A 13,710-nucleotide genomic window follows, 5' to 3' on the forward strand; every position below is an offset into this window, starting at 1 on the left:
AGGCCGCTCCTACAGGAAATCGCATAACCCTGCAGGAGCGGCCTTGTGTCGCGATGGGGCGCGAAGCGGCCCCGCTTTTTTTCAGAATCAGACCTTGCTCGAATGCCGCTGCTGGCGCTCCATGTAGCGCTCCACGTACGAGCAGGACGGAATCACCGTGTAGCCCATCTGTTCAGCATACTCCAGGGCCCGTTCGGTCAGGGCAGCAGCAATCCCGCGGCCGCGCAGGGCGTTGGGTACGAAGGTGCGATAGATGTCCAGCGTCTGCTTGCCCAGGTCCATGTACGTCAGATAGGCACGATGACCGTCCACATTGGTCTCGAACTGATGACCGGCCTGGTCATGGTGGATGGTCAGCGCTTCGCTCATCACTACTCCTCGCAGGTCTTCTCGGCAGACCCATACCTTAACCGATGGTGGTTTATCCGGCACAGAATCCTCTACGCCACCTGTTGCCCCTTCGACCACTGGACGATTGCAATCGTTCGGATCCCCTGGCACTCACAAGATAGTAGGCGCCGCAGGCGGGATTGCTCAAGGTGGTGGCGGTTAAAAATGGCGAAAATGCAGCCAAGTGCCATTCTTGCCTGCCGGCCCGGCAGCCACCGGATGTACTAGGGCTTAAGACGCTGAAGGACAGTTAAAGTCACCCTTAGTTCAACAAAAAAGTTCCTGTACTACAGTCGCTTGCGAACCCTGTACGTTTTTTTCACAAGCGTGTCGCAAATCTTGTCGGAAAGGCGTCAAGCAACATTTTTTTTGCAGTTCTTGCGCTTAGTCAGTTTACTTACTACAAGTAATGGGTACTATGTACGCCGGCCAGTTTCTCTTTTCCGAGAGATGGCTATTTAATAGAAAGTCCTTGAAGGGGAACACGATGAACAACGTTCTGAAATTCTCTGCTCTGGCTCTGGCCGCAGTTCTGGCTACCGGTTGCAGCAGCGTATCCAAAGAAACCGAAGCTCGTCTGACTGCGACTGAAGACGCAGCAGCTCGCGCTCAAGCTCGTGCAGACGAAGCCTACCGTAAGGCTGACGACGCACTGGCAGCCGCTCAGAAGGCTCAGCAGACCGCTGACGAAGCCAACGAGCGCGCTCTGCGTATGCTGGACAAAGCCAGCCGCAAGTAATAATCCTCACGGATTGTTATGGAGCCGACCCACTTGTGGGTCGGCTTTTTTATTGCCTGCGCACAAGGCAAACGCGCCAGGCAGAAACGAAAAGGCCTGCACTAAGGCAGGCCCGGGTGTGTCGCAATTACCTTACTGCAGTTCGGGCGGAATGCTCGAAACCATCGGTGCGCCACCCTGGCTTTCAGTCGGCACGGCAATTTCCACCGGCATGCCATCTTCAGCGGCCACCACATCACGCACCATGTCCCAGTTCATGCGTAGGTTATTGGCCAGATCCTCACGCTTGAGCAAGGCGTTGATAACAGCAGTGTGTTTATCGACCACCGACGGATTACCCTGGTCGTCCAGCGGCGTGTGCGCCTCCAGATAGACCTTGCCGCCACTGATACCGAACTTGTAGGGCTCGTTGATGATGCGCACCGGCGTACCCACCGGGACCATCTTCGACAACTCCAGCACGTTGTTGTTGAGCATGCGGAAGCAACCGTGGCTGGTACGCATGCCAATGCCGAACTTCTTGTTCGAACCATGGATCAGGTAGCCCGGCACGCCGAGGGTGAACTTGAACGGCCCCAGCGGGTTGTCCGGGCCGGCCGGCACCACGCTCGGCAGGATGTCGCCGTCAGCCGCGTGCTCGGCACGGATCGACGCCGGCGGGGTCCAGGTCGGGTTCGGCGTCTTGGCGGTGATCTTGGTATTGGCGATCGGCGATCCCCAGCCCTCACGGCCGATCCCCAGCGGGAAGGTATGCACCACGTTTTGCCCTTTCGGGAAGTAGTACAGGCGGTACTCGGCCAGGTTGATGACGATGCCCTCACGCGGGCCAGGCGGCAGGATGTAGCGGGTCGGCAGGATGATCTCGGTGCCGGCACCTGGCAGCCACGGGTCCACCCCAGGGTTGGCGGCGATCATTTCCAGGTAGCCGAGGTCGTTGGCAGTGCCGATATCGGCGAACGTGTCCTCGTACTTTGCCTTGATAACCTGCACCTGGCCGATGATGTCTTCACCGGGTGGTGGCAGTGGCAGCTCCAGCGCAACAGCGGGGCCTGCTACCAGCAGGGCGGCCAGGGACAGGCTACGGGTGACGGCAGGAAAGCGCGGCAACATCCGGTAAATCCTTCGAAAGGTGGGTCAAGAGAATCGATTGTACACCCGCGCCGATGCAAGCGGGAGGCATTGGCGCCATGCAAGCGTTTCAGATGATGAAAGGCGCGGTGTTCAGCCGCCCTGCAGCTCCGGCCACACCGGGCGCATGCCGCGCCGCTGGGCATCGAGGATGGCGCGGCACAGGTCGCACAGGCGGCCGTCACGGTAGATCGAGCGCGGCACCCCCGACCAGCGTGGTTGCGCCGGCAGCAGACCACCGCACAGCGTGCGGTCGGCCGGTACGCCCAGCTCGAGCTGACGGGCCACGAGGTGAACGCGGATTTCCTGGCAGGCAAACAGGTCGAGCTGCTCATCAGGCTCGATCAGTTGGTAGGCATACAGGGACCAGGCAGGGCGCGGCATCGGTGGCACTCGAAACGGGGGGCGCAACATTAGCCGAAAGCCGGCGCCGTTTAAAGCGTCACAGCAAGGGTTTTATCGCTGGCCAGGCATTTTCCAGCAGGCGCTGCTGGGCGGCCTGAGCCGGGTGAATGCCATCCGCCTGCATCAACTCAGGCACGCCCCCTACCCCTTCGAGAAAGAACGGCACCAGCGGAACCTGTTTTTCTCTCGCCAGCTGTTCATACACCTGGGCGAAGGCGGTGGTGTAGCGCACGCCATAATTGGGTGGCAGACGCATGCCCAGCAGCACGACCTTGGCACCGGCCTTGCGCGAACTCTCGATCATCGAGGCAAGATTTTGTTGCAATTGCGCAGGCGGCTGCCCGCGCAGGCCATCATTGCCGCCCAGCTCCAGCACCACCAGGCTCGGCTTGTGCGCTGCAAGCAGCGCCGGCAGCCGCGCCTGGCCACCTGCACTGGTATCGCCACTGATCGATGCATTGACCACTTTGTCGTCGAAACCTTCATCCTTCAGGCGGGTCTGCAACAGGGAAACCCAGCCCTGGCGGGTATCCAGGCCAAAACCGGCGCTGATACTATCGCCGACAACCAGCAATGTTCCCGCCGCCGCGCTCTGGGCCAGGCAATACAGGGCCAGACCGGCACTCAACCACCACACTCGCATCGGATTCTCCATGGGCCCCAGCATTCTCGTTGCGCAGAACCTTAGCAAAGTGGTCCCCAGCGCGGAAGGTGACCTGACCATCCTGCACGCACTGTCCCTCGACTTGGCCCAGGGCGACAGCCTGGCCATCGTCGGCGCCTCGGGCTCGGGCAAGTCGACCCTGCTCGGCCTGCTTGCCGGCCTCGACCAGCCCAGTGCCGGCAAGGTCATCCTCGCTGGCCACGACCTGGGGCCGCTGGATGAAGACCAACGCGCGCGGGTGCGCGCCGAGCATGTGGGCTTCGTGTTCCAGTCGTTCCAGCTGCTCGACAGCCTCAACGCCCTGGAAAACGTCATGCTGCCGCTGGAGCTGGACGGCCGCCGCGATGCCCGCGAACACGCGCGCACCCTGCTCGAACGGGTCGGTCTGGGCAAGCGCCTGAGCCACACCCCGCGCCAGCTTTCGGGCGGCGAACAGCAACGGGTAGCCATCGCCCGCGCCTTCGCCGCGCAACCGGCAGTGCTGTTCGCCGACGAACCCACCGGCAATCTCGACAGCCACACCGGCGAGCGCATCAGCGACCTGCTGTTCGAACTGAACAAGGAGCGCGGCACCACCCTGGTGCTGGTTACCCATGACGAACGCCTGGCCCGGCGCTGCCGTCGCCAGATCCGCCTGGATGCGGGCCGCCTGGTGGCCCCGGTGGAGGCCTGATGACCCACATGCCGCTGTCCCGCCTGTGCGGCCTGGCCCTGCGCCAGCTGCTGCGCGACATTCGCGCCAGCGAAGTGCGCGTGCTGTTCTTCGCCCTGCTGGTGGCAGTGGCGGCGAGTACTGCCATCGGTTATTTCGGTGCCCGCCTCAACGGCGCCATGCAACTGCGCGCCAGCGAGTTCCTCGGTGCCGACCTGGTGCTGCAGGGCAGCGCCCCGGCCCGCGACCAGCAGATCGAGGCTGGCAAGGCGCTCGGCCTGCGCCACGCCCAGGTGGTCGAGTTCACCAGCGTGGTCGGCGGCGACAACGGCATCCAGCTGTCCAGCGTCAAGGCTACCGATGGTGCCTACCCGCTGCGCGGGCAAGTGCGTAGCGCCGCGGCGCCGTATGGCGCAGAAACCCCGGGAGGCGGCCCGGCACCTGGGGAAGCATGGGTTGAACCACGCCTGCTGGCGGCGCTGGGGCTGAAGGTTGGCGACAGCATCGATGTGGGCATGAAGACGCTGCGAATGAGCCGCGTGCTGACCTACGAACCGGACCGCGCCAACAATTTCTACAGCCTTACCCCACGGGTAATGATGAACCTGGCCGACCTGCATGCCACCGGCGTGATCCAGCCGGGCAGCCGGGTCACCTACCGCGACCTGTGGCGCGGCGATGCCGAAACGTTGGCCCGGTACCGCGAGGCACTGAAAAAGGACCTGGCCGCCAACCAGCGCCTGCGCGACACCCGCGATGGCAACCAGCAGGTCGGCGGCGCACTGGGCAAGGCCGAGCGCTACCTGAACATGGCCAGCCTGGTAGCAGTGCTGCTGGCAGGCGTCGCCGTGGCCCTGTCGGCCAGCCGCTATGCCGCACGCCGCCTGGACGCCAGCGCCCTGCTGCGCTGCCTCGGCCTTTCGCGCCGCCAGGCACTGGGCTTGTACTGCCTGCAATTGGCCATGCTTGGCCTGGTCGCCGCGCTGGCCGGCGCCCTGCTCGGCTGGCTGGCCCAACTGGGCCTGTTCCGCCTGCTGCATGGCCTGCTGCCAAGCGTAGTACCTGCAGGCGGCATCGTCCCGGCAATGGCCGGTATCGCTACCGGGCTGGTGGCCCTGGCTGGTTTCGCCCTGCCGCCAATCGCGGCGCTGGGCCAGGTGCCACCGCTGCGCGTGCTACGCCGCGACCTGCTGCCGATACCGCCCAGCAGCTGGCTGGTGTACGGCGCGGCCCTGTTCGCCCTGGGCTTGATCATGTGGCGCCTTAGCCTCGACCTGCTGCTCACCTTCGCCCTGCTCGGTGGTGGCCTGGTCGCCGCGCTGCTGCTCGGTGGCCTGCTGCTGCTCGGTTTGCGCAGCCTGCGCCAATTGCTGGCCGGGGCCCCTCTGACCTGGCGCCTGGGGCTGGGCCAACTGCTGCGCCACCCCATGGCCGCTGCCGGCCAGGCTCTGGCCTTTGGCCTGATCCTGCTGGCCATGGCCCTCGTCGCGCTGCTGCGCGCGGAACTGCTCGACACCTGGCAAGCGCAGTTGCCCAAGGATGCACCCAACCATTTCGCCCTGAACATCCTGCCGGATGACCGTGAGCCCTTCGCCCGACACCTGCAGCAGGTCAACGCCACCTCGGCGCCGCTTTACCCGGTAACACCTGGCCGCCTGGTGCGTATCAACGAGCAACCGGTGCAGCAGGTGGTCAGCAAGGACTCGGCAGGCGAACGCGCCGTGCAGCGCGACCTCAGCCTGACCTGGGCGGCCGAACTGCCCGAAGGCAACGCCCTGGCGAGCGGCAACTGGTGGCAGGCATTGCCCGCCGAAGATGAAACCCCCGGTGTGTCGGTAGAGGCGGAACTGGCCAGCAGCCTGAAGCTGCAACTGGGCGACCTGCTGACCTTCGATATCGGCGGCCAGCAGCGCCAGGCCCGGGTCAGCAGCCTGCGCAGCGTGCACTGGGACAGCTTCCAGCCGAACTTCTACATGATATTCCAACCCGGCACGCTGCAGGGGTTGCCGACCACCTACCTGACCAGCTTCTATCTGGCACCGGGCCATGACCTGGATGTGGTGGCGCTGTCACGCGCATTCCCGGCGGTGACCATCCTGCAGGTGGACGCCTTGCTCGATCAGCTGCGCAGCATCCTCGCCCAGGTCACCCTGGCAGTGGAGTATGTGTTGCTGTTCGTGCTGGCAGCCGGGCTGGCGGTGTTGTTCGCTGGTTTGCAGGCGACGCTGGACGAGCGCATTCGCCAGGGTGCCTTGCTACGTGCGTTGGGCGCGGCGCGGCCATTGCTGGTCAAGGCACGGCGGATCGAGTTCGGCTTGCTGGGGGCGGCCAGCGGCTTGCTGGCGGCGGTCGGGTGCGAGCTGATTACCTTGGTGCTGTACCGCTATGCCTTCGACCTGCAATGGAGCCCGCATGTGTGGTTGCTGGTGTTGCCGCTGGCAGGGGCGCTGTTGGTGGGTGGTGCGGGGGTGCTGGGAACGCGGCGGGCGTTGAATGCCAGCCCGTTGGCGGTTTTACGCGAGAGTTGATGACAGCCTGTGCCGGCCTCTTCGCGGGTAAACCCGCTCCCACAGGTTCGCCACAGTACTTGAAACCTGTGTTGGACCTGTGGGAGCGGGTTTACCCGCGAAGAGGCCAGCACAGGCAACATCAACTCACTGGCCGTATGTGATGCTGTTCACATACCAGGTCGCTTCACCGGTAGGCGTGTGCACCACCACCTCGTCACCCTCCTCCTTCTTCAGCAGGGCACGAGCCATGGGCGAGTCGATCGAGATGTAGTCATTGCGCCCATAGATCTCGTCATAACCGACAATGCGAAACTTCATCGTCTCGCCCTCATCGTTCTCGATCTCCACCCAGGCCCCGAAAAACACCTTGCCTTCCTGCTGCGGCGAGTAGGCCACTACCTTTACATCCTCAAGGCGCTTGCGCAGGTAACGCACCCGACGGTCGATCTCGCGCAGCAGCTTCTTGTTGTACTGGTAGTCGGCGTTCTCGCTGCGGTCGCCCAGCGATGCCGCCCAGGTAACCTTCTGGGTAATTTCCGGGCGGTACACTCGCCACAGGTGGTCCAGCTCTTTCTTCAGCGCCTCATGGCCTTCCGTGGTGATGATGTTGGTACTCAACAGCGCGCTCCTCAGCGGCGGGTAATCAGGCCCTGACGCGCGATACGGGTGAGGTGGCCGATGATTTCGGCGGCCTCGTCCGGTGCCGGAGCCTGGATCACGGCCAGGTCGAAACGGTCATTGCCATACTGCGCGAGGTGGCAGCCGGTATCGGCGAACTGGATCAGAAATGCACGCGCCTGGCCCTTGCGCCGGGACAGGCCTTCGAGGTGACGTAAAAGCGTGGGTTGATGCTGGCCGCCGAGCAGGATGCGCGGTGTGCGGGACGCCTGGCTGGCAGGCAAGGGGCTCAAACAGACACTGGTACGTGGGCAACTCATGGAGCTTCTCTCCGCCTCGCGAAACCCGCTGGGCAGCGGTGGGAGGCGTCACCGAACCAGCGCTTTAGCGGTATTTCGGATGACCCGGGGGGGGCTTCCTGCGCCCCGCAAGTAGCTGTTTAAATCGGCGCAGGCGGTATGCTAGAGCTACAAGCGCCAAGATACAAGCCTCAAGCCGAAAGTGATCGGCCTGAGGCTTGTATCTTGGCGTTCGTGGTGTATCAGCGAGCGATCAGGCGGTCCAGCGAGAAGCGGCCAGCGCCTTCAATCAGCACCGCGACGGTACCGGCCAGCAGGGCCAGGCCGAACTCGTAACCGTTGTTGGACATGAACAGGCCATTGCCGATGTGCACCGAGAAGATGGCCACCACCAGGGTCACTGCCAGCACCAGGGCTGCGGGACGGGCCAGCAGGCCGATCACCAGGGCCAGGCCACCGAAGAACTCGGCACTACCGGACAGCAGCGCCATCAGGTAACCCGGGGCCAGGCCGATGCTCTCCATCCACTGGCCGGTGCCTTCCAGGCCATAGCCACCGAACATGCCGAACAGTTTTTGCGCACCGTGCGCGATGAAGATGATGCCGACCAAGATACGGATGACGCTCAGGCCAGCACCGGCGCGGGTAGAGAACAGAGCGTTGAGGGTAGCGTTGTTCATGTCGAAGACTCCTTGAAGCGGGAAAGTTGTGTTGGGATGGGCGTCATCATAATCGATTCAATAGATATGAAAATCGCAAAAAACCCAACATAACAATCGACAAAATCGATTTATCAGCGCTTCGCCACACGCTCCAGCGCAGCACGCTCCCGATTGAACGCTACAAAGTACTTGTTGACGCTATTGACGAAGTTGACGGGCCCCATGCCCACCTGCTCCATGGCGATGCGTTCGGTCTGGAAGAACCACTGGTCGCCATTCAACCCGCGCCGCCGCGCTTCGGCACGCATGGCCTGGACCCGTTCGGGGCCCAGGTTGTAGGCCGCCAGCACGAAAGCCATGCGCTCGCGTTCGTTGATTTTGGCGCTGGCAAAGAATTTGCGCCGGATCAGTGCCAGGTAGCGGGCACTGGCCTGGACATTGCCGTCCACCGTGGCGGTGTTGCTCACCCCCACGCGCTGCGCCGCCGATGGGGTGATCTGCATCAGGCCATGGGCCCCGCCGGTGCCGCGCGCTGCCGGGTTGAGCGTCGATTCCTTGAAGGCCAGCGCGGCCAGGTTGAGCCAGTCGATCTGCTGCGCCTCGCCGTGCTTCTGCAGCACGGCACGCAGCGCGGTCAGGCGCTGGCGATTCTTGCTGACCAGCGGGTCGTGCACCCGGTACTGGCGGCGGTAGATGCGCTCGAACGCGGCGTCCTGGTTGTCCGGCGCGCGGTAGCCCTGCAGAAAGCGATCGACCGTGGCCAGCAACTGCGGCGCATCGTGCCCAACATACCAACGCATGGCTTGCGGCGCCCCCAGCTGCACGCGGCTGTCCAGGCGCAGGCGCGGCATCACCCGGGCCCAGCGCCGGGCGATCGGCTGCTCGACCATGGTCAGGTGATAGATGCCGGCCTGGACCATTTCCAGCACGTCCTCCACCGCCAGGGTCGAGTCGACCCACTCAACCTTGATCGGCGCGCGCTTGCGCAGCGCCAGCTGTTGGTTGACCTGCTGGATCAACGGGCCGGCGGCACTGGCGCTGGTCAGGGCCACGGTACGCCCGGACAGCTGCTCGACATGGCTGAAGCTGCGCTCGCCCTTGCGCCCCACCAGCAGCAACTGCACCCGGTCGAGCACCGGTGCGCTGCTGCTGACCCCGCGCACTACAGCGGGGTCGAGCAGCTCGCCCGGCGCGGCCAGGTCACCCTCGCCACGGGCCAAGGCGCCCAGCAGCTGCTCCTTGGCCCGGGGGATCAGCTTGAGCTGAATCTCCTGGCCGTCGGCGGCGCGGGCATTGAGATAATGTTCCAGGGCACGCAGGCGATAGTATTCGATGCCGACCGGCTCACCCTTGACCTCACCGGAGCTGTTGCGGCTCTGGTTGACCAGCACCCGCAACACCTGGCTGGTGCGAATCTGTTGCAGGTCACGGACCTTGGCCGGCGCAATGTTCTGCTGCGGGCCCGGCGCGCGTGCATGGACAGGCCCGGTCAAGGTCAGCCCAAACGTCAGCAGGAAAATGAGCCAGCATCGCTGCATGCGAAACGTGTCCGTGGTCGGTGGGCGGCATCCATGGGGTTGCATCGCCAGGAGAGAAATGACGGCAAAAGACCATGGCAACAGCATGAAGTTCTTGGTTTTTTCAGAAAAACACGGTTTTTGCTATGCTGGCCGCCCCGCGGCACGAGGTAGCACCATGCAACTGATCGATATCGGCGTCAACCTGACCAACAGCAGTTTCCACGACCAGCAGGCGGCAATCGTCGAGCGCGCCCTCGAAGCCGGGGTCATGCAGATGGTGCTCACGGGCACCAGCCTGGCGGTCAGCGAACAGGCGCTGGAGCTTTGCCAGCAACTGGATGCCAGCGGCGCGCACCTGTTCGCCACGGCAGGCGTGCACCCTCACGATGCCAAGGCCTGGGATGCCGGCAGCGAGTGCCAGTTGCGCCAGCTGTTGAGTGACCCACGGGTACGCGCCGTGGGTGAATGCGGCCTGGATTTCAACCGCGACTTCTCCCCTCGCCCACTCCAGGAAAAAGCCCTGGAGGCACAGCTGGCGCTGGCTGCCGAGCTGCGCCTGCCGGTGTTCCTGCACGAACGCGACGCCAGCGAACGCCTGCTGGCGATCCTCAAGGATTACCGCGACCACCTGACCGGAGCAGTAGTGCACTGCTTCACCGGCGAACGCGATGCGCTGTTCGCCTACCTGGACATGGACTTGCACATCGGTATTACCGGCTGGATCTGCGACGAACGCCGTGGCACCCACCTGCACCCGCTGGTGGGCAACATTGCCGAGGGGCGGCTGATGCTGGAGAGCGATGCGCCTTACCTGCTGCCGCGCAGCCTGCGGCCCAAGCCTAAGAACGGGCGCAACGAACCGGCGTTCCTGCCGGAGGTGTTGCGCGAAGTGGCCTTGCACCGGGGTGAATCGGCCGAGCATACGGCGGCGCATACCACAGCGACGGCGCGGGCGTTTTTCCAACTCCCCTGAACCTGTAGGGGCACTATCGCCGGCAAGCCAGCTCCCACATCGATCGCATCGACTTCAAGCCATGTGCAGTACCTGTGGGAGCTGGCTTGCCGGCGATGAGGCCTGTACAGGCAGTACAAATTAGTTGTCCCAAGAAAACCTATTACAGGCGCAGGAATTTTCTTGATACATATCAAGAAAGGCCATGGCTTGCGCAGGCACAATGATGGCACCTTGCCAATATTGTTTCCGCTCAACTCAGAGAAGACCTGCCCATGGGTGCCTGGCTTAGCAATGTTTCCCTGAAGTACAAGTTCTGGGCCGTCAACGCGGTGGCCTTTGTCACGACCTTGCTGCTGGTGCTCTATGCCGTACACCTGGAGCAGCGCGCACGCGCCGAGGCCGCGCAGGCCCAGGCAGCTGCACAGGCACAACTGCTGGCTGCATGGCCGGCCGGCCAGCCGCTGCCCCGCCCGGCCAACGTCATCAGCTGGACCGCCGGGCAAACGCCCACCTTCGCGGGCGAACCCCTCGAAGCCCTGCGCGATGCCCAAGGCTGGGTCGAGCTGCCCGCCGCCCGGCTCTTGGGCGACAACCCGCTACAGGGCGCGCAGGTACTGCGCAACGGCGATCAGCAAATGGCCGTGCTGGCCCAGTCGCCAAGCCTGCGCCAGGTGTTCTTCGACCGCTTCAGCAACTACGCGGTATGTGTACTGATCCTGATGCTGGCCATGCTCGGCGCCTCGCAGCTGCTGATCCGCTTTCTGCTCAGCCAGCTCAACACCCTCAAGGACGTGATGCTGCACGTGGAAAAAACCGGCGACCTTTCGGCCCGAGTGCCGCTGGCCTGTGGCGACGAGGTCGGCCAGATGGCCGGGGCCTTCAATGCCATGCAGGCGACCTACCACCGCGTGGTCAGTACCGTCGCCCACACCGCTGCGCAACTGGACTCCGGCGCCGCTCGCCTGGCCGCGAGCATGAGCGATGTGCGCCACGGCATGCTCGGCCAGCAGAGCGAGACCGACCAGGCCGCTACCGCCATCAACGAAATGTCGGCTACGGTGCACCACATCGCCCAGCATGCTGGCGCCACCCGTGATCTGTCACAAACAGCCGACACCTTGGCCGGTAGCGGCCAGGAGGTGGTCAGCCGAGTGCAGGACTCGATTTCCGGATTGTCCAGCGGCGTGCAGCAAACTGCCGAGATGATTCGCCAACTGGCCGAAGACAGCCAGAAGATCAATGGCGTGGTCAGTGTGATCCACAGCATCGCCGAGCAGACCAACCTGCTGGCCCTCAATGCCGCCATCGAAGCAGCGCGCGCCGGCGACCTGGGCCGCGGCTTTGCCGTGGTGGCCGATGAAGTGCGCAACCTGGCCAAGCGTGTGCAAACCTCCACCGACGAGATCACCACCATGGTCTCGGCCCTGCAGTCGGGCACCCGCGATGCAGTGGAGTTCATGCAGGAAAGCTCGTACAAGGCCGACGACTGCGTCAGGCAGGCCCAGGAAGCCGGCGAAGCACTGGCCGAGATCACGGGTGCCGTGGCACAGATGCGCGAAAGCAATACCCAGATTGCCGTGGCTGCCGAGCAGCAAAGCCAGGTGGCCGAGGAAATGAATCGCGCCGTGGTGAGCATTCGCGATGTCACCGAACAGACCGTGCAACAGACCGTGGGCTCCGCGACCACCAGCAGCGAACTGGCAACCCTGGCCGGTGAACTGAACAAGGCCATTGGCCAGCTCAAGCTATAGTCACCATAGCCAGCCTCGATTGGCTCCCGCCTGGGGGGCGCACTAAGCTTTGGGCATGACCGAGAGGAAATGCCCATGAGCAAACGCCTGCCCAACCTGCCCGCCTGGCAATGGCGCGGCTACCACCACAACCACCGCCACCCGGCCAACCTGGTGCTGCACCTGATCGCCGTGCCGTTGTTCATCCTTGGCGCGTTGCTGATTCTGTCCGGGCTGTTCGGCCTGGATCTGGGCCAGATTGCCGTTGGCATCATTGCCTTGATCGCTGGCCTGGGCCTGCAGCGCCAGGGCCATCGCCTGGAAGCAGAGCAACCCGAGCCCTTCGCCAACCGCAAGGATGCTGTGCAACGCCTGCTGACCGAGCAATTCATCACCTTTCCGCGCTTCTTGCTGAGCGGGGCCTGGTGGAAGGCCTGGCGGGAACGACACAAGCATCGGCATTGATGCTATTGGGGCTGCTCTGCAGCCCAATCGCGACGCAAGGCCGCTCCCACATGATCGCGCATCTCCTGAGATTCACGCGATCCTGTGGGAGCGGCCTTGTGTCGCGATAGGAGCGCAACGCGCTCCCGGGCTCGGTCAGGCAAACACGGTAACCGTCTGCCGGCTCAAGGCCAGCAATTCGCCCTGGGCCGTCCTCAACGCGGCGGCGGCATGCCCGTAACCATCCCGCGCATGTTCGGTTTCCACACAATAACGGCACCAGTCCAGGGTCGACAGCTGCGCCGTGGGTTGCATGAATTCGATGGTCCAGGTCAAGGTGCTGCCGGCAGCAGGCTGCTTGAGAAACGGCATCAGGCTCGGTGGCCAGGCATCGACCAACGCCAGCAGGTGCGCCTCGTTGACCGGCTCTGCTGCCACTCCGCGCAAACGTACCCAACCGCCCATCTGGCGCGACTGATTGCCACTGAACGGCAACCCGCCCACCGCCCAGCGCAAGGCGACATGCTGCATGAACTCCGGGGTAACGCCTTTGATATGGGGTAGCTCGGGAGCGGCGTCTTCGAGCGCTTTCATTTCCGCCGCCGGCAACGCCGGCACATCGACCACCGACGGCCGCCCTGCACCGAAATTGCCCTGCACCAGGGTCACCACCTGGCCGCCCTGAACGGCACGGCCCAGCAAGGTGCTGACAGCCTTGCCTTCACGCAGCACCTCAACGTCGAAGCGGATTGGCACATCCGCCGCGGCCGGCGCCACAAAGCTGATGGCCAATGAACGCACGGGGCGGCCATCGGAGATTTTCTGGCGCATGGCTTCATAAACCATGGCCGCCATCAGCCCGCCAAAGGCAGCGCGCCCCTGGGCCCAGCTTGGCGGGATGCTCACAGCATCGGGGTTGGCCCGCACGGCGTCGAGCAGTTGGTTGAAATTCATTGGCCGGCTCCTGCCTGCAGCGAAAAAGGTCTGCCCATCC

General features: G+C 63.9%; 15 protein-coding genes. 6 read left to right on the forward strand and 9 right to left on the reverse strand.

Translation table 11 applies throughout. From position 1 onward, the window contains the following. Positions 1 to 87 precede the first annotated feature (87 nt). The gene (locus J5M58_RS06025) at positions 88 to 369 is read right to left on the reverse strand and encodes a GNAT family N-acetyltransferase (protein ID WP_025338432.1); all 282 of its coding nucleotides are present in this window, start codon (positions 367 to 369) and stop codon (positions 88 to 90) included. 508 nt (positions 370 to 877) lie between these two features. Here J5M58_RS06025 and oprI point away from each other — a divergent pair. Then, a complete protein-coding gene (oprI, locus tag J5M58_RS06030) occupies positions 878 to 1,129 on the forward strand; it encodes an outer membrane lipoprotei OprI (RefSeq protein WP_003259780.1) in 252 nt (83 codons plus the stop codon). A gap of 132 nt (positions 1,130 to 1,261) precedes the next feature. Here oprI and J5M58_RS06035 read toward each other — a convergent pair whose 3' ends face one another. The 3 genes from J5M58_RS06035 to J5M58_RS06045 form a co-directional block, all read right to left on the reverse strand. Beyond that, positions 1,262 to 2,239, reverse strand: a complete 978-nt coding sequence (locus J5M58_RS06035) for a L,D-transpeptidase family protein (RefSeq protein ID WP_112252319.1) — start codon at positions 2,237 to 2,239, stop codon at positions 1,262 to 1,264. Positions 2,240 to 2,350: 111 nt separating this feature from the next. Beyond that, positions 2,351 to 2,641, reverse strand: a complete 291-nt coding sequence (locus tag J5M58_RS06040) for a hypothetical protein (RefSeq protein ID WP_013971899.1) — start codon at positions 2,639 to 2,641, stop codon at positions 2,351 to 2,353. Between the two features lie 58 nt (positions 2,642 to 2,699). Then, positions 2,700 to 3,305, reverse strand: a complete 606-nt coding sequence (locus J5M58_RS06045) for an arylesterase (RefSeq protein WP_112252318.1) — start codon at positions 3,303 to 3,305, stop codon at positions 2,700 to 2,702. Between the two features lie 10 nt (positions 3,306 to 3,315). Between J5M58_RS06045 and J5M58_RS06050 the strand changes: the two genes are divergently transcribed. Together J5M58_RS06050 and J5M58_RS06055 are read left to right on the forward strand one after the other, a co-directional pair. Then, a complete protein-coding gene (locus J5M58_RS06050) occupies positions 3,316 to 3,999 on the forward strand; it encodes an ABC transporter ATP-binding protein (RefSeq protein WP_016714756.1) in 684 nt (227 codons plus the stop codon). Next, positions 3,999 to 6,506, forward strand: coding sequence for an ABC transporter permease (locus J5M58_RS06055; RefSeq protein ID WP_112252317.1), 2,508 nt, complete (start codon positions 3,999 to 4,001; stop codon positions 6,504 to 6,506). The genes J5M58_RS06050 and J5M58_RS06055 overlap by 1 nt, the downstream gene beginning before the upstream one ends. A 126-nt stretch (positions 6,507 to 6,632) precedes the next feature. On the opposite strand, the gene greB is transcribed toward J5M58_RS06055, so the two are convergent. The 4 genes from greB to J5M58_RS06075 form a co-directional block, all read right to left on the reverse strand. Further along, positions 6,633 to 7,106, reverse strand: coding sequence for a transcription elongation factor GreB (gene greB / locus J5M58_RS06060; RefSeq protein ID WP_063914016.1), 474 nt, complete (start codon positions 7,104 to 7,106; stop codon positions 6,633 to 6,635). 11 nt (positions 7,107 to 7,117) lie between these two features. Next, a complete protein-coding gene (locus tag J5M58_RS06065) occupies positions 7,118 to 7,426 on the reverse strand; it encodes a hypothetical protein (protein ID WP_025338428.1) in 309 nt (102 codons plus the stop codon). A gap of 221 nt (positions 7,427 to 7,647) precedes the next feature. Beyond that, positions 7,648 to 8,085: a DoxX family protein gene (locus tag J5M58_RS06070; RefSeq protein ID WP_085663149.1), complete on the reverse strand. Its 438-nt coding sequence runs from the start codon at positions 8,083 to 8,085 to the stop codon at positions 7,648 to 7,650. A gap of 113 nt (positions 8,086 to 8,198) precedes the next feature. Next, positions 8,199 to 9,605 carry a transglycosylase SLT domain-containing protein gene (locus J5M58_RS06075; RefSeq protein WP_207877539.1) on the reverse strand — a complete coding sequence of 469 codons (1,407 nt, stop codon included), beginning with the start codon at positions 9,603 to 9,605 and terminating at the stop codon, positions 8,199 to 8,201. 157 nt (positions 9,606 to 9,762) lie between these two features. On the opposite strand from J5M58_RS06075, the gene J5M58_RS06080 reads away from it, so the two are divergent. The 3 genes from J5M58_RS06080 to J5M58_RS06090 all read left to right on the forward strand — a co-directional run bounded on the left by J5M58_RS06080 (position 9,763) and on the right by J5M58_RS06090 (position 12,737). After that, entirely contained in the window at positions 9,763 to 10,560 is a 798-nt protein-coding gene (locus J5M58_RS06080; protein WP_112252435.1) for a TatD family hydrolase, read from the forward strand. Between the two features lie 254 nt (positions 10,561 to 10,814). Next, positions 10,815 to 12,293 (forward strand): methyl-accepting chemotaxis protein, encoded by a 1,479-nt coding sequence (locus tag J5M58_RS06085; protein ID WP_207877541.1) that lies wholly within the window; start codon positions 10,815 to 10,817, stop codon positions 12,291 to 12,293. Positions 12,294 to 12,368: 75 nt separating this feature from the next. Continuing rightward, complete coding sequence (locus J5M58_RS06090) at positions 12,369 to 12,737, forward strand: Mpo1-like protein (RefSeq protein ID WP_085600188.1); 369 nt, start codon at positions 12,369 to 12,371, stop codon at positions 12,735 to 12,737. Positions 12,738 to 12,872: 135 nt separating this feature from the next. Here J5M58_RS06090 and J5M58_RS06095 read toward each other — a convergent pair whose 3' ends face one another. After that, positions 12,873 to 13,670: an acyl-CoA thioesterase II gene (locus tag J5M58_RS06095; RefSeq protein WP_207877543.1), complete on the reverse strand. Its 798-nt coding sequence runs from the start codon at positions 13,668 to 13,670 to the stop codon at positions 12,873 to 12,875. Positions 13,671 to 13,710 lie beyond the last annotated feature (40 nt).

This window comes from Pseudomonas sp. 32_A (assembly GCF_017490905.1).
In the GTDB taxonomy this organism is placed as follows: domain Bacteria; phylum Pseudomonadota; class Gammaproteobacteria; order Pseudomonadales; family Pseudomonadaceae; genus Aquipseudomonas; species Aquipseudomonas inefficax.